Here is a 19,383-nt window from a genome sequence, read left to right on the forward strand (position 1 = left end):
AAGGCCTGTTTTTTTATCTTTTTAATGGCTGAAGGCTTAACACCGTATCACCCGCATTAACGTTTATTTCTTGATCATGAGCAAAAAAGCTCAGTGCCTTTCCTTGCTTGCTCACTGCTAGTAAAAGAGAATCATCGCTTTTCTCCTCAAGATATGTTTCATACGTATATTCATCCGTAATTTTTGTATTGTAAATCGTATATCCATGCTCCATTTTATGATGCAGAAACTCCCACGTAATTCCTTTCTTAAAAAGCATGCGTCCTCTTACTGTGTGCATAATTTCATCGACATCTTCTCTTGAATCTTCTTGGTCACGAATACTCAATTGAAAAACATTGTTTCGCCCCATATCTTGAAGAAAAGCAGTACAAACAAGCGCATTATATGCATCTAACTCAGTTGCAGCAATCACGTATTCATAAGGAGTTAAATCTAGATGATATTCCGTTTGCTCAGCTAGAACTTCTCCGTGATACACATCTACTTCCGCTCTGCGCGCAACTCTTAAGCGCTCCCACGAAGAATCAGCAACTAACACTGGATAGCCCAGCTGTTTTAACTTGGAAGCAAAGGCAACCGTAAAATCATTGCTTCCTACAAGCAAAATACCAGGTTCTTCCCCAATTGATAAATCAAGCTTCTTAGCTAGCCATGAAAGGGAAAAACCGTGTGCACAAACCGTAGCAAACACTAAAGCAAATGTCAGCGTTGTTAGAATGGAAGCATCTTTAAATCCTTCATCAATTAGTACTTTCGCAAAGTAGCTTGAGACCGTTAACGCTACAATGCCACGCGGGGCAATCCAGCCAATCAGTATTTTTTCTTTTATAGATAAATCTGTCCCTACCGTTGATAAAAAGATGGAGACAGGTCTGACAATAAACAGCATAAGTAAAACAAACAAAATAATATTCCAATGAAAAATTTCAGTAATGGTCTTCATCGTCAGTCCAGCCGTTAACATGATAAAAATAGTAGAAGTCAATAGAACCGAAATATTCTCTTTAAAATGTCGCATATCACTAATAGATGAAATATGCATATTAGCAAGGGTAATTCCCATCGCTGTTACTGCTAGAAGACCCGTTTCATGCTTAATTTCATCAGCTATCGTAAAGCAGGCAATAACAACAATAAATACGACCGGAGATTTTAAATACTCTGGAATATGCCCCTTTTGAAACATCCATCCTATTCCGCGGCCAAGAAGCCACCCTATTAAAACAGCAATGATAGAAGCTGCAAAGAAAAAGAGAATTGTTTTTCCACTCACTTCTCTCAGCACTAAAAATTGAACAATTTCAAACGAAAAAACGGCCAGCAGTGCACCAAATGGATCAACAATAATACCTTCCCATTTTAAAATCGCTGCTGGTTTTGGTTTTAATTTAGCTTGTCGTAAAAGAGGTAAAATCACGGTTGGACCCGTCACAATAAAAAGCCCTCCGATAACAATTGCCACCGCCCATGATAAATCCGCTATGTAATGAGCAGCTAAAGAGCCTAAAATCCAAGCTAGCATGGCTCCGAGCGTCACAATGCGAAACACGGGCTTTTCGATTCCCCTTACCTCTCTCATGTCTAAATTCAAGCTGCCTTCAAATAAAATAACAGCTACAGCAATCGACACAAAAGGATCAAAAAGCTGGGCAAACTGTGCTTTAGGATCAATTAAACCTAAAATAGGGCCTGTTAGCAGTCCGATAATTGACATCACGACAATTGCTGGTAACTTAAATCTCCAAGCCAGCCACTGAGATAGAACGCCTAGTCCCACTACGAGCGTGATATGTATAAGCATAGGTTCCATTGTATCTTCCTTCTCTCGTTCGCATAATGTGTATATATTTTCCCTAAAATAAACCGATGTTATACAGGAAGAAACAAACACTACCTTGTTTTACCACTTTTTCAAAAATGCTAAACGCATACTCTTTTCTTTGAATCCAAGCTGTTTTCTTTCATTCGACACATATTTTACTCATGTTTGTCGAATTTCACTTTATTATCAAATAATAAAAAGCCTTTAGCTTCTGCTAAAGGCTTTTTGCCGGATGATCCAATTCATATAGCTTTTGATAGTGACTGTTCGTCGCAAGCAATTCGTCATGCGTTCCTCGAATGGCTATCTTACCATCTTGCAAAAATAAGATTTCATCCATTTTTTCCATCCCAACTAAATTATGCGTAACCCATATTAAGGTTTTGTCTTGAAGAGTTTCAAAGATAGTGGATAACAAGCGCTTTTCAGTCATAGCATCCAACCCTGCAGTTGGCTCATCTAGCATAACAATTGGCGTATGCTGAAGCAGAACGCGTGCTAACGCAATCCGCTGACGTTCTCCTCCCGAGAAGCGCTGACCTGTTTCGAGCATCGGCGTTTGATATCCTTGGTGCAAACCTTCCACAAGGGAGTGCATATTCACTTGCTTCATGGCCTCAATTACTTCTTCTTTTGTGGCCTCTTCATTAGCTAGTAATAAATTGTTGGCTACGCTTGTATTAAATAAATAAGGATTTTGATTTAATACAGAGATGAGTTTTGGTACATCTTCACGAACTTCAGCAACAGACTGACCGTTTAGTTGAACTGTGCCTTCTGTAGGTGCTAAGGAGCCTTGCAGCAACTTTAATAGAGTCGATTTTCCAGCTCCACTCTTGCCAAGAATCGCAATTTTTTTCCCTTGCTCGACTTGAAATGAAAGATCATGAATTACTGACTCCTCCTCATTACTATAGCGAAAACTTACATGCTCAACTTTTAATCTAACCGAATTCCATGAACCTTCATAAGGTAGAGAAAGAGTATGTTTTTTCTTTTCATTCACATCTTCCCAGTTCTTTTCCATTGCCTGTACTCTATTTAATGATTCTTCAAACTGAGGAATCTTTTCTACCGCATTAGCTACTGGCAGCAGCGCTTCAGATAAAGGAAATACTACTAAAATAAAAGCAGCAATAAACACACCTGCAAGCTCTTTATCTGCAAAAAGAGAAGCCCCAAACCAAATCATTGTGACAATTAAACCTGCTACAATAAGTTGTCCAAACAATTCTCGGTAATACGTCCATAGTTTAAGCTTGCGATCCATGCCGTCTAACTCATTTTCTGTTTTGTTATACGAATGAAAAAATGACTGCTGCTGACCGCTTAACACCCAATCAGCCACTCCTAAAAAGCCGTCTGTGACCTTGGCATATAACTGTGCTTTGCTTGATTTATATCGCTGATTGGCTGCCTTCATATGCCAAAGGGAAAAAAGCGGCATCACTACTACTAATAAAAATAAATAGATGGCAATCAAACATGCAAACTTTAGGCTAAAGAATCCTAAAGCTACAATCGAAATAACATATAAAATAACAGCTGAAATTGTTGGAAGAATGGTACGCAAGAACAAGCCTTGTAAACTTTCAATATCTTCCGCGAGAACGCCTAAAACATCTCCTGTTTGATAGCGAGATGTAGCAATTAACGGTTCAATCAAACGATAAAGACGTGTACGCATTTTAGCCAAAATACGAAGAATAAAATCGTGACTGACAAGACGCTCCGCATAACGGAATGAGGCTCGGCTTAAACCAAATGTACGCACAAGTACAATTGGAACATACACCAATAAAATCGTTTCTGGCCGTAAGGAAGAAGCTGAAATCAAATAACCTGACGTGAACATTAGCGCGCAAGCAGAACCAATCGTTAACATGCTTAGTAATAAGATAGAAAAGATACGATATTTATATGTTTTAAAGTAGGGCCATATCCAACTTTTATATTTCATCATATCTCCTCCTCTTCATGTAAAAATTGATAGTAAGCTCCTTTTTTTTGAATCAGTTCTTGATGATTACCGATTTCTGCAACCTTTCCGTCCTCTATTACAACAATGAGATCCATGTCTTTCATCCAATGCAGACGGTGCGTAGCTAAAATAAATAACTTCTCTTGGAACATCGTTAAAATATCTTGCTTTAATTCATATTCCGTTTCAATATCGACTTGTGCCGTTGGTTCGTCAAGCATAACAATAGGACGGTCGCTTAGAAATGCCCTTGCTAGAGCAATCCTTTGAGCTTGGCCGCCGCTAAGCTGCCGTCCCCCATCCCCTATCATTTCATTTTCCTTCTTAGGCATCTGTTGAACCGTTGATAAAAGTCCTGCTTTCGTTAAAGCATCTTGATAATCATATGAGCCGCCTCTGTCTTGATAAAATTCAATATTTTCTTTTACTGTTCCATTAAAAATAAATGGGTGCTGAGGAATATACGTAATCTGCTTTTGCCAAGCATCTGAGCGTAAATCAATTGGCACGCCGTTTACTTCAGCAGAACCTTCTGTAGATTGTACAAAGCCGCTGAGTATATCAATAAGCGTCGATTTTCCAGCTCCGCTTTTTCCGATGATTCCAATTTTCTTTATTCCTTTAACATGCAGTGACACATCTTCAAGAGAAGGCGGCTGCTCTTTGTCATATTTGACAGTAATATGACGTAATTGAAGTTCACTGCTTTCAGTCCAACTAGGAACAGCTTCTTTTTTAGCAGACGGTTTTTCAGCCCGCTTCACAATCTTAAGTAATGCATCTCCGGATTCTTTTCCGTCTAATGTTGCATGGTAATCGTTTCCGACTTCTCGTATCGGCAGGAAATATTCAGGCGCCAGCAATAAAATCATAAGTGCAGGTTCTAATGTCATAGACCCGTTCACCAGCCGCAAACCAAGCATAACAGCCACGATGGCTACAGATAACATCGTAAAGAAATCTAAAGCAAACGTAGATAAAAAAGCAATTCGGAGCGTTCCCATTGTCGCTTTTCGATAACGGTCACTGACTCTTTCAATCGTTTCAGCATGTTTCTTACTTTTCCCGAGAAATGTTAAAGTTTCTAACCCTCGAAGCGAATCTACAAAGTGGTTGGACAACACGTGATATGTCTCCCATTGGCTATCTATTTTTTTTTGTGCAGCCAATCCAAGCAAAATCATAAATAAAATTAAAATTGGCATGGTCACAAGTAAAATAATGCCTGAAAGCCGATCATGGTACCAGACGAAAGCAAGCACTAGCCAAGGTGTAACGCTAATGGCGGCCAATTTAGGCAAAAACAGCTCGAGATAAGCGCGAAGCTTCTGTAGGCCTGTGGTGATGAGCGTCACCAAGTTTCCTGTTCCTTCATCTTTGGTAAAACGCGGTCCTAATGAAAAAATGCTTTGCATGACTATCAAACGAAGTTCCTGCGTCGTTTTGACTCCAAATTGATATGCTGTTTTTTTTACTATAAAACTTACGATCTGACGAATCATAAAGGCAGACAAAAACAATCCGATTGCTTTTGTCTGCGAAGTTAAACTTTCACCATGAAAAAGAGCGGTAATTACTTCGGCGAGCCACTTAGCTTGAAAAATAATGGCTACACTTTGAATAGTAATAAGCCCTATTAACACGGCAAGAACCATTTTTATTCCGTTGTAAACCATTAAATTTCTACCCATTAATACTCCATATGCTCCTTATGATCTACACGTTTTCTGAAAACGTAGTAGCTCCAAATTTGATAACCTAACACAAAAGGCAGTAATGCAATAGCAGCGTAAGACATAATTTTTAAGGAATAATTCCCTGATGCTGCATTATGAATCGTTAAACTATAGCTTTCATTGATTGAACTAACCAAAACGGTTGGAAACAATCCTGCAAATATAGAGGAAATTGATAGAATTAAAATTAAGCCAGACATAGCAAATGCCCATCCATCTTTTTTACGTGTAAGGAAAAATCCTGCTAGTAAATACACGAAAATACCGATGAAAAATGTATATAGCATCAAGCGGCTATGATTACTGAATAAATCTGTTTCAAAAAACGTCATGCCTGAAAAGATAAGAAGTAATAAGGCATTTATAGGCAAAAGCTTCATAGCGACCTTACGTGAACGATCTCTAATATCGTCCATCGTACGGATCGTGGCAAAAATAAGTCCGTGCCATAAGCAAAGCATTGTTAACGTAACGCCGCCTGTGATGGTATATAGATTAACAATATCCGAAAAGCCGGCATTCATTTGCATGTTGCGCTCAACAGGCAGTCCTTTCATTAGCGCTGAAAATAAGATACCAAAAATGAGCGGTGGAAAAAGACTTCCAAAGAAGATAACCCAATCCCATGCATTTTTCCACGCTTGTTTTTCAACTTTCCCTCGAAATTCAAATGCTACACCGCGGCCAATAAGCGAAAGCAAAAGAAGAACAAAAAGAACATATGACCCGCTTAATAGCGTTGCATACCAGTTTGGAAAAGCGGCAAACATAGCACCGATTGCTGAAATTAGCCAAACTTCATTTGCATCCCAAAAAGGACCGATTGTATTAATAAAAGCTCGTCGCTCTAAGTCGTTTCTTCCTAAAAAACGAGACACCATTCCAATCCCAAAATCAAAGCCTTCTAAAAAGATAAAACCAACAAACAGAATGGATACTAGTAAATACCAGAATTCATTAAGAGAAAACATTGTATCCCTCCTTTGTAAACGGATCAGTTGATGTTACTTTTGTATGTGCTTCATGATCGTGATCTGGACCTTTTTTAATTTCTTTAACGAACAAGAACACCATAATCACAGCTAAAATTAAATAAAAGAACGAAAACGAGATAATAGAAAACAGCAATTCACCTGCTGTTACACCAGGAGACACGGCATCTTCCGTTTTCATATAGCCAAATACAACCCAAGGCTGACGGCCAATCTCTGTCATAATCCAACCTGCTGAGCTTCCAAGGAACGGAAAGGCAATGGCAATCGTCATAATACGTAAAAATAGTTTGCTTTCTTGAAGTTTTTTACGAGAAAGCAAGTACGTGCCCCAAATGCCTAATGCACATAATACGCCACCTAGACCAGCCATAATGCGGAAACTCCAAAATGTTGTCCGAACGGGTGGAATATAATTCCCTGCTCCATATTTCGCCGTATACTGCTCCTGCAGCTCATTCATCCCAGGAACGGAACCTGAAAATTTCCCGTATGATAAGAAGCTTAATAAATAAGGTATTTTGATTTCGCCCGTATTTTTCTTTTCATCGGGGTGAATATTTGCTGTTACCGTCCAAGCGCCTGGACTTCCGCTGTTTTCCCATAATCCTTCACTTGCGGCCATTTTCATGGGCTGTGTTTTAACTAAGTATCCAGCCTGTTCATGACCAGATAACGCAATTCCTACACCTGAAACTAACCCTACAATAATGGCAACTTGAAATGATTTTTTGGCAAAAGCCAAATGTTTTTTCTTTAAGAGCATAATGGCGCTGACACCCGTGATAAAAAAGGCGCCTGTTGCAAACGAACCTAAAATGGTATGAGGGAATTCAACCCACAGCTGACCGTTTGTTAACAATTTAAAGAAGTCATTCATTTCTAAACGTCCATTATTCAGCTCCATTCCAACCGGATGCTGCATAAAAGAATTAGCCGTTAAAATAAAGAACGCTGAAAAAATAGTACCTAGACTAACAAGCCAAATACATAGACAGTGCAGCCATTTAGGCAAACGATCCCACCCGAAAATCCACAGTCCAAGGAAAGTGGACTCCATAAAAAACGCTAGCAGTGCTTCAATAGCAAGCGGCGCACCGAATACATCTCCTACAAACCGTGAGTACTCTGACCAGTTCATGCCAAACTGAAATTCTTGTAAAATACCTGTTACGACTCCGACAGCAAAGTTAATCAGGAATAAGTGTCCCCAAAACTTTGCCATCTTTTTATACTGTTCATCTTTTTTTACTACGTACATCGTTTCCATGATCGCTACTAAAAAGACAAGACCGATAGATAGCGGTACAAAGATAAAATGAAACAGCGTCGTTGATGCAAATTGAATACGCGATAGTATAACTGTATCCATCTTCTTTCTCCTTTCATATATAAGAACATTCATCATTTCCATAGATACTTTGCTCATTTCTGAGTATCTTTTACTTACATTGTGAAATATTGAGCATAATAATTCGAGAGATATGCTCAGTGTTTCACATACATATGTAATATCTCTCTTTCTATTTACATAGTATAGTCTATTTTTTTAGCTGTGCACGTACATTTTTTGAACGTTTTTAGACTAAAACGTGACTTTCTTGTGACAAAAAAAGTGAAGGTTCTGTTTATTTTTTTCATAAAAAAAGCACGCTCTGATTTGAGCTTGCTTCTCTACGGTCGATATTTTGCTTTGGCATTTAATTTAGATTGACGAATGATTTGGTTGATGACTTCAGAAAACACAATACCAATGGCAATTGAACCTGAAATCATAAAGGCTTTCGCTGCAAGACTAATCGCTTCATTATAATTATTTTCTACAAAGTTACGCATGGCATCGTATGCTGTTCCTCCTGGAACTAGCGGAATAATACCTGCTACGGTGAAAATAATGATCGGCGTTCGGTAAATTTTTGCGTAAATTTGACTAATAATAGCAATAAAGAAGGCCGATGCAACTGTGCTTGGAATTTCATCTACGCCATAGAACGTTAGCAAATAGTAAATGAGCCAGCCAATCATTCCGACAAAGCCACTTTTTAATAATGATTCACGTGGAACATTAAAAATGATCCCAAATGCTGCTGAAGCAATAAAACTTGTAATTATCTGCTCTACGATATGCATATGATGCCTCCCTTCTATAGAAGCGTAAATACAATGGCAATACCTGCACCGATAGCGAATGCCGTCAGAAACGCTTCTGCTCCTTTTGATAATCCAGACAGTAAATGTCCCGCCATTAAATCTCGCACTGCATTGGTAATGGATAAGCCAGGAACGAGAGGCATAACGGATCCAATAATAATTTTATCAATTTGCGTGCCTAGTCCTGAAGCGACTAAGAGAGCTGATAAAAGTCCAATAACTAACGAAGCGGTAAACTCAGCAAAAAAGCGAATCGGAATAAGACGGTGGAAATACACCACGGTTAAAAATCCGAGACCTCCTGAAAACATGGCTGGAATAAAGTCCGTCCATAAACCTTGAAACATGATTAAAAAGCATCCGCTAGAAATGGATGCAGCTGCAAGTTGAACCCATAGTGGAAAAGCTACGTTCGTTGCTTCAATTTCTTGTAGCATTTCATACGCTTCCTCCAAGGAAATGTTTCCTTGACTGATTGTTCTTGAGACGCTATTTACCATGGTTACTTTTTTTAAATCGGTCGTTCGTTCGGAAATACGAATTAACTTCGTTTTCGTCGGTTCTTTCGTTTCAAGTGAAAACATAATCCCTGTTGGCGTCACATAGCTGTGGGATTTTTTTATACCGTAAGACGCTGCAATCCGCATCATTGTGTCTTCTACTCGATATGTTTCTGCTCCGCTTTCTAACATAATTTTACCTGCTAGTAAGCTAACGTCCATAATTTCATATTTATCTAATTTTTGTTGTGTCATCAAATCGCTCCAAACATATTAAAGCTTGGTTTTTTCCCCTACAGCATACAGTGTATAAGAAAGAGGGAAGTGGACGCAATGGTTAATGCAAAAAAGTGTGGACTTTTTGTCTCACACTTTCAGGAATAGTATATACATTCCTTATCAATTCATACGTTTTGTGGTCTCACGCTCTACTAATACAGGTGCCATTTTATACTGTATCTGATCTATTTCTTGCTGATCCTGAATTTGCTGAAGTAAGAGGTTTACTGCTTTTTCAGCCATTTTTTCCATCGGTTGACGGATAGTTGTTAGTGGAGGATGCGCTTCACTAGCTTCTGTAATATCATCAAACCCTATAACAGACAAATCTGCTGGAACGTGAAGCCCGTTTTGCCACGCACAGTGTATCACTTTCAGAGCGATGTAATCCGTAGCACAAATAAGCGCAGTTGGAGGATCTGGATGATGAGCTAGCTCATTTATAAACTGATATAGTTCATCTGAGTCATTCATATCTTCTTTCACAAACTTTGCGTTTGCTGACGGTACATACTGATAAAAAAGAGACAGACGGTGCTCGACTCCGCTTACAGCTTTTCCAACGAACCCTATATTCTTATGACCAAGGTCCGTTAAGTGAGCAACAGCTAATTGCATTCCCACCGCATCATCTACATGTACAATCGGCCAAAGTGCAGAAGAGGCGTCACCTGTAAGAGAAACGTAAGGCGTTTGATATTGTTTTAATACATCTACAAACGGATGCTGAGCAGCTACATAGTCTAATAAAATGACCCCATCAAACCAATGATTCATCATAACATTTAATTGACGCTCAGCCGTTGTTTCTTCGTAATCCGTGTGTCCAATAAGAACGTCCATCCCTCGACTTTGGACTTGTTGCTGTACCTTTTTTAATAGTTCAATTAGAAACGGATCTTTTAAATCTCTAATCAATATGCCGATAATCCCTGTTTTTTGGGCCCGCAGAGCTGCCGCAAATGGATTCGTCTGATACCCTAAATGAGCTGCTGCTTTTAGTACTTTTTGTTTAGTTGTTTCACTAATTTTAATTTTACCGTCTTTATTATTGAAGATTCTTGATACCGTAGCTAATGAAACACCCGCTTCTTTTGCTACTTCTGTAATCGTGACTTTTTTTCTCCCCATTCGTACCGACTCCCATTTCCTTTTAGTCTATCGACCAAGTAAACATTTTTCTTTATTATACTACTAGAAGCCGGCACCACTGAAAACTACCTTCCCTACTTTTCACTAAACAGCCACTTTAACACATCTTGAATTTTTTGATCCCAATATGCCCAGTCGTGACTTCCTTTTCCTTCTTCATATGTAAAACAAATAGGCTCTTGCTTACAGCGCTCGGAAAAACGTTTATTTTCCTGATATAAAAAATCTTCTGTTCCACAGCATTGATAAATACGCGGAGTCACTTCTCCATATCGCCGGCGATTTTCAAGCAGCCAGAAAAGATCATCCTCAGGTCTAATAACAGGCGGCATGCCAAAAATCAAAGGATAATCTAAGAACTGCACTTCTTCACGTCCTCCAAGCCCTTCAACGTCCATCACTCCTGATAAACTGGCAGCTGCAGAAAATTGATGTGGTTTGCGAAACGCCCATTTTAAAGCGCCGTATCCTCCCATAGAAAGGCCAGCTACAAAATTATCTTCTCTTTTTTCCGATAACGGAAAGAATGATCTAGCCAATTGAGGAAGTTCTTCTGTTACAAACGTCCAATACTTCTTTCCATAAGCCATATCTCTATAAAAGCTGCGATCTACATTTGGCATTACAACTGCAAGTCCTAATTCTGATGCGTAGCGTTCAATCGATGTTCTTCTCATCCATATCGTATGATCATCAGAAAGACCGTGTAATAAATAGAGCGTAGGGTGCTTCTCACTTCTTGTATTGGTTTGTAAACCAATTTGAGATTTTGTTTGCTGCGGTATCAAAACGTTCATTGAAGTACTTATTTGCAATACTTCTGAAAAAAAATCACATTGCATAAACGCCATATTTCTCTTCCCCCTATTTTTTCTTCCCTATTGGTTGATAACAAAACGTACATAATTCATATAAAAGTTGAAAAATAGTTTGATTATTTATAATTTTTAGTTTAACATAAAAACATCTTTTATGAAAACGTTTTACGTATAACGTTTTTTTAATTGAAATAGTGACGGTGATTCAAAGGAGGAATTTATATGGGGATAGTAAAAGTAACTTCTGACGAGTATAAGGAGCAAAAAGGAGATCTATTTTTCGTGATTTTCATTTCATGTGCAGCTGCTTTTGGAGGGTTGCTTTACGGCTATGACACAGCCGTCATTTCAGGAGCTATTGGGTTGATGAAAGTACATTTTAATCTCAGTCCAACGATGGTAGGTTTTGTTGTATCTAGTCTGCTGCTCGGTGGTGCCGTTGGGGTACTTGCTTCGGGAAAACTGAGTGATCGATTCGGTAGAAAAAGCATCTTACTTTTAGCAGCTTCTTTATTTGTCGTGTCCGCAATTATGCAAGCGCTATCTTCATCCATCTCTTTTGTGATTATTTCTCGAATTATTGGAGGACTAGGCATTGGTATGGCTTCTGTTCTTTCTATTACCTATATTTCTGAAATAGCCCCTCCGCACATGCGTGGCCGCTTAGGCTCTCTATACCAATTTGCTGTTGCCGTTGGGATTGTTTCTGTCTATTTTGTAAATGACTACATTTTATCTATTGGGGAAGACGCTTGGCAGAATTCCACGGGATGGCGCTACATTATCGGTGCTTCTGGCATTCCAGCTCTTTTATTTCTTCTTATTCTTTCTCCTGTTCCTGAAAGTCCGAGGTGGCTGGTAAAAGCAAACCGCACTTTAGAAGCTATGGACATTTTAATTAAAATCAATGGTACACACATTGCACGCCAAGAGCTGTATCATATTGAGCAATCGTTAAAAGAAAATCAACCGGCTTCTCTTTCGCTTTTTAAAGAGGCCTGTCTTCGAAAAGCGCTGCTTATTGGTATTCTACTTGCAGCCTTTCAACAGCTTGTCGGAATTAATGCCATTATTTATTACGCCCCGCAAGTTTTTGAAGCAGCTGGAGCTAGAGGAGATTTATCGCTCCTTGTTACGTCTATGATTGGTGTGGCTGCCTTTTTAGGCGTTCTTTGTTCCATGTGGCTTATCGACCGGATTGGCCGCAAAGCTTTATTGCTTATTGGCACGGCTGGTATGGCCGTTACGCAGCTTCTCGTTTCCTTTGGGTTTCATTCTCAAGGTACTGAAGGGTTGACTACTAGTTTACTTATTGTTTTTTATTTATTTCTTTTTAATATTTCTATGGGACCGGTTGTATGGGTTGTGATTTCTGAAATTTTTCCTAATCACGCGAGAGGCTATGCAATGTCTATTTCTACGTTTTTCTTGTGGATAGCTAATTGGTTTGTATCTCAGTTTTTCCCTATCCTTTGGAACAAAGCTGGAGGATCTTTTACATTTTTATTCTTTATGGTTATGTGTCTCGCTTCATTTTTGTTTATATGGAAGTGGGTTCCGGAAACAAAAGGAAAGTCACTTGAAGAAATTGAACATATGTGGAAGTAAAAGAAGAGGTTGGGATATAACCAAATGAATCCCATCTAAAGACGAACAAATGGGATTCATGAGCTAAACGGCTTATGACACCGTAGTTGATTTCCGTGCAAGACTTCGCTTTCCGCGGACGGCCGCTGAGCCTCCTCGTCGCTTTCGCTCCTGCGGGGTCTCATCTGTTCCGCTTTTCCCGCAGGATTCTTCGTCTCGCCCTCCCATCAACTACTAGAAGAATTTAAATAGATGAAAACTATGTTCACCCTAACAAAAAACGAACCACTAATCAAAAATTTTGATCAATGGTTCGTTTTTACTTTGTCTAAAATACTTTCGTCCCAGCCTCTTCTTTTTTATCGAATTTGTCCATCTCCGTAAATAATATATTTTAGCGTTGTTAATTCTTTTAATCCCATCGGTCCACGCGCATGAAGCTTTTGTGTACTAATTCCGATTTCTGCCCCGAAACCAAACTCTTCTCCGTCCGTAAACCTCGTTGAAGCATTTACATAAACAGCGGCTGAATTAACGCGCTGTAAAAAACACTGAGCATGAGCATAATTTGTTGTTACAATCGCTTCAGAGTGATGTGAACTGTGAACATTAATATGGGAAATCGCTTCATCGATATCATCTACGATTTTAACCGCCATGATGAAATCCAGATATTCTTTCTTCCAATCCTCATTCGCTGCTGGAACAAGATCTGGAACGATTGTTAGCGCACGTTCATCACCTCGTACTTCTACATCTTTCTCTCGTAGCGCTTGAACAATAATCGGCAAAAATTCATGAGCCGCTCGTTCATGAATAATCAGCTTTTCGGCTGAGTTACACACGGCTGGACGAGATGTTTTTGCATTAATGACAATATTGGCCGCCATGTCACGGTCATATTCTTCATCAACATAAATGTGGCAGTTCCCGGTTCCTGTCTCAATAACAGGAACGGTTGCATTTTTTACCACCGCTTCAATTAAACCAGCACCGCCTCGAGGAATTAACACATCGATATATTCATTTAGTTTCATTAACTCCAGTGCTGTTTCTCTCGACGTATCTTCGATAAGCTGTACGCTATGCTCAGGCAATCCTGCACTTGCCGCAGCTTGAGATAATACAGAAACAATCGCTTGATTCGAATAAAACGCCTCGCTGCCTCCGCGCAAAATAACTGCATTTCCTGCTTTTAAGCATAAGCCTGCTGCATCACACGTAACGTTTGGACGCGCTTCATAAATAATTCCTATGACACCAATAGGTACACGCTGCTGTCCAATTTGTAAGCCATTTGGTCGCTTCGCCATAGACAGCACTTCTCCGACTGGATCCGAAAGCGCAGCTACTTGGCGCAGGCCGTCTGCCATTCCGTGAATTCGCTCTTCATTTAAAGATAGGCGATCTAACATCGCTTTTGACGTGCCTTTTTGAACGGCTTTTTCTACGTCTAATTCATTTGCTTTTAAAATCGCTTCTTGTTGATCCAATAAAGCAGCCGCCATTTTATAAAGTGCCTGCTGTTTTTGTTCGCTCGTTACATTTCCTAAGAAATAAGAGGCTTCTTTTGCCTGCTTTCCTTTAAACTGCAATTCACTCATTTCATTACTCCTTCAGCTTGTTTTAAGAATAACGTTCCAATTTCTTGGCCTTCAATAATATCTCGCAAAATACTTGGTTCTTTACCATTTGCTAGGATTAAGCTTACGCCTGCACTTGTAGCTGTTTTAGCAGCGGTAAGCTTTGTGACCATTCCGCCTGTTCCAACATCCGTTCCGCTATCTCCAGCAAAATTCTCAAGCTCCGGTGTGATGCCATCTATTACTTTCATTAACTTAGAGTTAGGGTTTTTTGTGGGGTCTGAATCAAAGAAACCGTCAATGTCAGATAAAATAACGAGTAAGTCTGCGTGAATCAAAACCGAAACAATGGCAGATAAATTATCGTTATCGCCGAAGCGCACGATGTTTTCAATCTCATCGATGGCAACCGTATCGTTTTCATTCACAATAGGAATCACTTTATCTTCAATTAATTTTTCAAACGTGTTTACAACGTTATTGCGCACATGTTCATCTTCGATTACATCCTTCGTTAACAGTACTTGACCGACGATGTGGCTGTACTCACCAAAGAATTTACTATAGATATGCATAAGCTCACACTGCCCGACAGAGGCTGCTGCTTGTTTTTCTCGAATAGAAGTTGGCTTTTCTTTTAACTTTAGTTTTTTTACTCCTACTTGAACAGCACCTGATGTAACAAGCACAACTTCTTTTCCTGCATTCATTAAATCAGATAACACACGTGCTAGTTTTTCAATGCGTGCTAAGTTAATATCTCCGTTATCATAGGTCAACGTAGATGTCCCTACTTTGACTACGATACGCTTGCTATTTTGTAACTCTTGACGATGGTTCACTCTTTTCATCTCCCTAACTAAAAACACCTAAATGCGTACTAATTTTTTTAAAAATTATAGCAGAGATTATGCGAAAAGTCTTATAGTTTTTCAAAGGGAATTTGAACTTTCTAATTTTTTAAATAATTAAGGGAAAAACTGGTGATAAAAGCGCTTTCTTCTTTTATAATGAAAGTTGTAAGGGGAACACACAATTACATAACGTTGTGTAGTAGTACAAACATCAGACAACTAAGGGATAGGGGGATTTGTAATGAATGCGGTTACGATTGTTATTGGATCTATCTGTATTTTAATGATTGCGTATCGGCTATATGGAACATTCATGGCTGTTAAGGTCTTGAAACTAAACGATTCGCAAAAAACGCCAGCACATGAACTTGAAGATGGGAAAGATTATGTGCCAACCAACCGATGGGTAACATTTGGTCATCACTTTGCAGCTATTGCAGCTGCAGGTCCGCTTGTTGGACCTATTTTAGCAGCTCAGTTTGGCTATTTGCCCGGCCTGCTCTGGCTTTTAATAGGAGCTGTAATCGGAGGAGCCGTTCACGATGCAGTTGTGTTATTTGCATCTATGCGCCAAAAAGGCCAGTCGCTTTCCGAAGTGGCTAAAAAAGAGCTAGGACCCGTCGCTGGTTTTTGTACAGGTTTAGCTATGCTTTTTATCATTACCATCACAATGGCCGGTTTATCTATGGTCGTGCTACATGCACTTGAGAAAAATCCTTGGGGTACATTCGCTGTTGGAATTACGATTCCGATCGCAATGGGTGTGGGTATTTACCACAAAAAAACCGGTAATTTAAAAGCGGCTTCTACCGTCGGCTTCATTTTAATTTTAATCGCCGTATTTAGCGGTCCTTATATTCAAGGAACAGCTTTAGGAGATTTTTTAACGTTAGATATTAAAACACTTTCAATTATTCTTCCCGTTTATGCATTTTTCGCAGCGGCCTTGCCCGTTTGGCTGCTTTTAGCACCTCGAGATTATTTAAGCAGCTTTATGAAAATTGGTGTCTTTATCGCACTGATCGTAGGCGTGTTTTTCGTAAACCCAGCAATTCCATTTCCTGCAGTTACTGAATTTATTCACGGAGGCGGCCCTATTTTAGCAGGACCTGTGTGGCCGTTCATTTCCATTACGATCGCCTGCGGTGCTATTTCCGGCTTCCATGCATTTGTTGGTTCAGGAACAACTCCTAAGATGATCGACCGTTGGAGTGACATTAAAGTTGTAGGCTTCGGCGCGATGTTAGTCGAATGCTTAGTAGGAATTATGGCGTTAATTGCCGCAACAGCTTTACATCCTGGAGACTATTTTGCAATCAACTCTACACCTGAAGTGTTCAAAACGCTCGGCATGAACGTGACAGCTCTTCCTCAGCTTAGCCAAGAGATTGGTCTAAACTTAGAAGGCCGTACAGGCGGCGCTGTTACACTGGCCGTAGGAATGACATATATCTTCACAGAAATTCCTTGGTTCAGCCACCTGTCTTCTTACTTTTTCCAATTCGTCATTATGTTTGAAGCAGTGTTTATTTTAACTGCTATCGACGCGGGTACACGCGTTTCCCGTTATTTAATTCAAGACTTTTTCGGTGAATTTTATAAGCCATTGAAGCGAGTAGACTGGCTTCCGGGGTCCATTTTTGCAAGCGCCCTAGCCTGTTTTATGTGGGGGTACTTATTGTTCTCAGGAGATATTGGCTCAGTTTGGGCGCTGTTCGGCGTATCGAATCAGTTAATGGCCTCTATTGGTTTAATTATTGGAGCAACCGTTATTCTTAGAATTGCAGATAAACGCTCCTATATGCTTACTTGCCTTATTCCACTAGCCTACCTTTACGTAACGGTTAACTACGCAGGTTATTGGATGGTTAAGAATGTCTATTTAAATGAAGCTGCGGCAGGTTACAGCATATTAAATGCGACTCTTTCAATCATCATGCTTATACTCGGTCTCATTATTATGATTGCTGCGATCCAAAAATGGACGCAGCTTTGGCGCACGCCTCAGGCTGAACTGGCAGCGAAAGCAAACTTATCACAAAATATATAAAAAGAACACGCTTGCTTATATAAGCAAGCGTGTTTTTGATATGGTAATAGCCGGTCAAAATAATTGCACACCAGGCATTTTTATTATTAAACTAAATATACTATACAGAAAATTTTTTAAATAGTTCGTACACTTCACATGTTATATACCCCATTGACTACATCTCAAAATCAACACTTCAAATTATAATAATTATAATTTAGTATTGATTTTTTATTTAAAAATGTTATTATTATTTCTAACATAATAAAATTCAAATAAGAGGTGGTTCTAAGATGACAACAAACAAGAATAACCTAACGACTAGTTGGGGAGCTCCGGTTGGAGATAATCAAAATTCAATGACCGCTGGTTCACGCGGACCTACTTTAATTCAAGATGTTCACCTTTTAGAGAAATTAGCCCATTTTAACCGAGAACGAGTTCCTGAACGCGTCGTACACGCAAAAGGCGCCGGTGCCCACGGCTATTTTGAAGTGACAAATGATGTTTCAGGCTATACAAAAGCAGCTTTCCTTTCTGAAGTAGGAAAACGAACACCTCTATTTGCTCGCTTTTCAACAGTAGCTGGTGAAAACGGCTCAGCAGATACCGTTCGCGACCCTCGCGGATTTGCTGTTAAATTTTATACAGAAGAAGGAAACTACGACTTAGTCGGAAATAATACACCTGTATTTTTCATCCGAGATGCGATTAAATTTCCTGACTTTATTCATACACAAAAACGCGATCCACGCACACATTTAAAAAACCCGACGGCCGTTTGGGATTTCTGGTCTTTATCTCCTGAATCTTTGCATCAAGTTTCTATTTTAATGTCTGACCGCGGTATCCCCGCAACTTTACGCCATATGCATGGATTTGGCAGCCACACATTTAAATGGGTTAATGCCGAAGGAGATGGCGTTTGGGTAAAATATCACTTTAAAACAGAGCAAGGTGTAAAAAATCTGTCTCCAGACGTAGCTGCAAAGTTAGCTGGTGAAAATCCAGATTATCATACTGAAGATTTATTTAATGCCATTGAAAAAGGCGATTTCCCTTCATGGAAGCTGTACGTTCAGATTATGCCATTAGAAGATGCTGATACGTATCGCTTTGATCCGTTTGACGTAACAAAGGTTTGGTCACAAAAAGACTACCCGTTAATTGAAGTAGGTCGCATGGTCTTGGACCGCAATCCAGAAAATTATTTTGCCGAAGTGGAGCAAGCTACATTCTCACCTGGAACGCTTGTGCCGGGAATTGACGTATCGCCTGATAAAATGCTGCAAGGCCGACTATTTGCATACAGCGATGCACATCGCTACCGCGTGGGTGCTAACCATCAGGCGCTACCGATTAACCGTCCGCGCAATGAAGTAAATAACTATCAGCGTGACGGCCAAATGCGCTTTGACGATAACGGCGGCCGTTCTGTTTATTATGAGCCAAACAGCTTTGGCGGCCCAACAGAATCACAGGAAAACAAACAAGCAGCATACCCTGTTTCAGGCGTTGCCGATAGTGTTGCATATGATCATAACGACCATTACACGCAAGCAGGTGACTTATACCGCCTTCTAAGCGAAGACGAGCGTACGCGACTCGTTGCAAACATCGTTGAAGCTATGAAGCCTGTAGAAAAAGAAGAGATTAAACTGCGTCAAATTCAGCACTTCTACAAAGCGGATCCAGAGTATGGAACACGCGTTGCAGATGGTTTAGGATTATCTGTTCCGCAGCAAGTAAAATAAATTTATCCGTTTTCTAAATGAGAAAAATAAAGGTGTTTTTCTCATTGTAGATTATCGTTTATTATCAATTAGTTTAACATTTTATCACTAAATAAGTATCCATATTTTATGGATACTTATTTAAATTCTTGTAAAAAGA

Annotated in this window: 15 protein-coding genes; 3 read left to right on the forward strand and 12 right to left on the reverse strand. The window is 39.5% G+C overall.

Annotation, left to right across the window (positions count from 1 at the left end; genetic code table 11):
- Positions 1-13 precede the first annotated feature (13 nt).
- The 9 genes from AC2YJL_RS22415 to AC2YJL_RS22455 form a co-directional block, all read right to left on the reverse strand.
- On the reverse strand, positions 14-1,813 hold the full coding sequence (locus tag AC2YJL_RS22415; protein WP_050690822.1) for a cation:proton antiporter: 1,800 nt from the start codon (positions 1,811-1,813) through the stop codon (positions 14-16).
- Positions 1,814-2,039: 226 nt separating this feature from the next.
- Positions 2,040-3,788 carry a thiol reductant ABC exporter subunit CydC gene (gene cydC / locus AC2YJL_RS22420; RefSeq protein WP_251568923.1) on the reverse strand — a complete coding sequence of 583 codons (1,749 nt, stop codon included), beginning with the start codon at positions 3,786-3,788 and terminating at the stop codon, positions 2,040-2,042.
- Positions 3,785-5,497, reverse strand: a complete 1,713-nt coding sequence (gene cydD, locus AC2YJL_RS22425) for a thiol reductant ABC exporter subunit CydD (protein ID WP_251568922.1) — start codon at positions 5,495-5,497, stop codon at positions 3,785-3,787. The genes cydC and cydD overlap by 4 nt, the downstream gene beginning before the upstream one ends.
- On the reverse strand, positions 5,497-6,513 hold the full coding sequence (cydB, locus tag AC2YJL_RS22430) for a cytochrome d ubiquinol oxidase subunit II (RefSeq protein WP_043977563.1): 1,017 nt from the start codon (positions 6,511-6,513) through the stop codon (positions 5,497-5,499). The genes cydD and cydB overlap by 1 nt, the downstream gene beginning before the upstream one ends.
- Positions 6,500-7,906, reverse strand: coding sequence for a cytochrome ubiquinol oxidase subunit I (locus tag AC2YJL_RS22435; RefSeq protein ID WP_195695651.1), 1,407 nt, complete (start codon positions 7,904-7,906; stop codon positions 6,500-6,502). The genes cydB and AC2YJL_RS22435 overlap by 14 nt, the downstream gene beginning before the upstream one ends.
- A gap of 302 nt (positions 7,907-8,208) precedes the next feature.
- Positions 8,209-8,664, reverse strand: coding sequence for a threonine/serine exporter family protein (locus AC2YJL_RS22440; protein ID WP_013059882.1), 456 nt, complete (start codon positions 8,662-8,664; stop codon positions 8,209-8,211).
- Positions 8,665-8,678: 14 nt separating this feature from the next.
- Positions 8,679-9,440 (reverse strand): threonine/serine exporter family protein, encoded by a 762-nt coding sequence (locus tag AC2YJL_RS22445; protein WP_013085528.1) that lies wholly within the window; start codon positions 9,438-9,440, stop codon positions 8,679-8,681.
- Between the two features lie 144 nt (positions 9,441-9,584).
- Positions 9,585-10,595 (reverse strand): LacI family DNA-binding transcriptional regulator, encoded by a 1,011-nt coding sequence (locus AC2YJL_RS22450; protein ID WP_050690818.1) that lies wholly within the window; start codon positions 10,593-10,595, stop codon positions 9,585-9,587.
- Positions 10,596-10,690: 95 nt separating this feature from the next.
- Positions 10,691-11,467, reverse strand: coding sequence for an alpha/beta hydrolase (locus AC2YJL_RS22455; protein WP_230933830.1), 777 nt, complete (start codon positions 11,465-11,467; stop codon positions 10,691-10,693).
- 189 nt (positions 11,468-11,656) lie between these two features.
- On the opposite strand from AC2YJL_RS22455, the gene AC2YJL_RS22460 reads away from it, so the two are divergent.
- The gene (locus AC2YJL_RS22460) at positions 11,657-13,042 is read left to right on the forward strand and encodes a sugar porter family MFS transporter (RefSeq protein WP_251568921.1); all 1,386 of its coding nucleotides are present in this window, start codon (positions 11,657-11,659) and stop codon (positions 13,040-13,042) included.
- A 72-nt stretch (positions 13,043-13,114) separates the two neighbouring features.
- Here AC2YJL_RS22460 and AC2YJL_RS22465 read toward each other — a convergent pair whose 3' ends face one another.
- The 3 genes from AC2YJL_RS22465 to proB form a co-directional block, all read right to left on the reverse strand.
- Entirely contained in the window at positions 13,115-13,249 is a 135-nt protein-coding gene (locus AC2YJL_RS22465) for a hypothetical protein (protein ID WP_269067761.1), read from the reverse strand.
- A gap of 131 nt (positions 13,250-13,380) precedes the next feature.
- On the reverse strand, positions 13,381-14,625 hold the full coding sequence (locus AC2YJL_RS22470) for a glutamate-5-semialdehyde dehydrogenase (RefSeq protein WP_251568920.1): 1,245 nt from the start codon (positions 14,623-14,625) through the stop codon (positions 13,381-13,383).
- On the reverse strand, positions 14,622-15,455 hold the full coding sequence (gene proB, locus AC2YJL_RS22475; protein WP_014457700.1) for a glutamate 5-kinase: 834 nt from the start codon (positions 15,453-15,455) through the stop codon (positions 14,622-14,624). The genes AC2YJL_RS22470 and proB overlap by 4 nt, the downstream gene beginning before the upstream one ends.
- 244 nt (positions 15,456-15,699) lie before the next feature.
- On the opposite strand from proB, the gene cstA reads away from it, so the two are divergent.
- Together cstA and katA are read left to right on the forward strand one after the other, a co-directional pair.
- On the forward strand, positions 15,700-17,508 hold the full coding sequence (gene cstA, locus AC2YJL_RS22480) for a carbon starvation protein CstA (protein WP_195695646.1): 1,809 nt from the start codon (positions 15,700-15,702) through the stop codon (positions 17,506-17,508).
- 275 nt (positions 17,509-17,783) lie between these two features.
- A complete protein-coding gene (gene katA, locus AC2YJL_RS22485) occupies positions 17,784-19,244 on the forward strand; it encodes a catalase KatA (RefSeq protein ID WP_195695645.1) in 1,461 nt (486 codons plus the stop codon).
- The last annotated feature ends 139 nt before the right edge of the window (positions 19,245-19,383 follow it).

The sequence above is a fragment of the Priestia sp. SRI_019 genome (genome assembly GCF_057586255.1).

Bases quoted from the DNA above. Each gene is read 5' to 3' on its own strand.
- AC2YJL_RS22415 (WP_050690822.1), bottom strand. From the start codon at position 1,813: ATGGAACCTATGCTTATACATATCACGCTCGTAGTGGGACTAGGCGTT.
- cydC (WP_251568923.1), bottom strand. From the start codon at position 3,788: ATGATGAAATATAAAAGTTGGATATGGCCCTACTTTAAAACATATAAA.
- cydD (WP_251568922.1), bottom strand. From the start codon at position 5,497: ATGGGTAGAAATTTAATGGTTTACAACGGAATAAAAATGGTTCTTGCC.
- cydB (WP_043977563.1), bottom strand. From the start codon at position 6,513: ATGTTTTCTCTTAATGAATTCTGGTATTTACTAGTATCCATTCTGTTT.
- AC2YJL_RS22435 (WP_195695651.1), bottom strand. From the start codon at position 7,906: ATGGATACAGTTATACTATCGCGTATTCAATTTGCATCAACGACGCTG.
- AC2YJL_RS22440 (WP_013059882.1), bottom strand. From the start codon at position 8,664: ATGCATATCGTAGAGCAGATAATTACAAGTTTTATTGCTTCAGCAGCA.
- AC2YJL_RS22445 (WP_013085528.1), bottom strand. From the start codon at position 9,440: ATGACACAACAAAAATTAGATAAATATGAAATTATGGACGTTAGCTTA.
- AC2YJL_RS22450 (WP_050690818.1), bottom strand. From the start codon at position 10,595: ATGGGGAGAAAAAAAGTCACGATTACAGAAGTAGCAAAAGAAGCGGGT.
- AC2YJL_RS22455 (WP_230933830.1), bottom strand. From the start codon at position 11,467: ATGGCGTTTATGCAATGTGATTTTTTTTCAGAAGTATTGCAAATAAGT.
- AC2YJL_RS22460 (WP_251568921.1), top strand. From the start codon at position 11,657: ATGGGGATAGTAAAAGTAACTTCTGACGAGTATAAGGAGCAAAAAGGA.
- AC2YJL_RS22465 (WP_269067761.1), bottom strand. From the start codon at position 13,249: ATGGGAGGGCGAGACGAAGAATCCTGCGGGAAAAGCGGAACAGATGAG.
- AC2YJL_RS22470 (WP_251568920.1), bottom strand. From the start codon at position 14,625: ATGAGTGAATTGCAGTTTAAAGGAAAGCAGGCAAAAGAAGCCTCTTAT.
- proB (WP_014457700.1), bottom strand. From the start codon at position 15,455: ATGAAAAGAGTGAACCATCGTCAAGAGTTACAAAATAGCAAGCGTATC.
- cstA (WP_195695646.1), top strand. From the start codon at position 15,700: ATGAATGCGGTTACGATTGTTATTGGATCTATCTGTATTTTAATGATT.
- katA (WP_195695645.1), top strand. From the start codon at position 17,784: ATGACAACAAACAAGAATAACCTAACGACTAGTTGGGGAGCTCCGGTT.